Raw genomic sequence first — 345 nt, forward strand, 5'->3', positions numbered from 1 at the left:
AATAGTCATTATCTTAACAAGATTAAAATCTATTACCTATGAAGAAAATTATTTTAGGATTAATCTTTGGATTAACGATTGTTAGCTGTAATTCGAAAGCTGATAAACATAATGCAGAACAAAAAGCTCAAGCAATGACGGCTTGTGAACAAGCGGCAATAACACTAGGGATATCTGCGGCTAAAAAAGAACTGATTACAAAATATTGTGACTGTTCGACAGATAAAATGATGGATGAATTTACGTATACAGAAATGATGCAAATGAATAATCCAACACCTGAATTACAAGAACGATTAATGAAATTAATAGAACCTTGTATCAATGATTTGAAAACAAAATCTG

At 30.4% G+C, this 345-nt stretch carries 1 protein-coding gene; it reads left to right on the top strand.

Annotated features, from left to right (window positions below; translation table 11 throughout):
- Positions 1-38: 38 nt before the first annotated feature.
- Positions 39-345 (top strand): hypothetical protein (locus QWI17_RS21540; RefSeq protein WP_302724599.1); only part of this gene is annotated, 307 nt, incomplete at its 3' end.

It is taken from the genome of Gilvimarinus gilvus, assembly GCF_030518155.1.
Lineage (GTDB): Bacteria > Pseudomonadota > Gammaproteobacteria > Pseudomonadales > Cellvibrionaceae > Gilvimarinus > Gilvimarinus gilvus.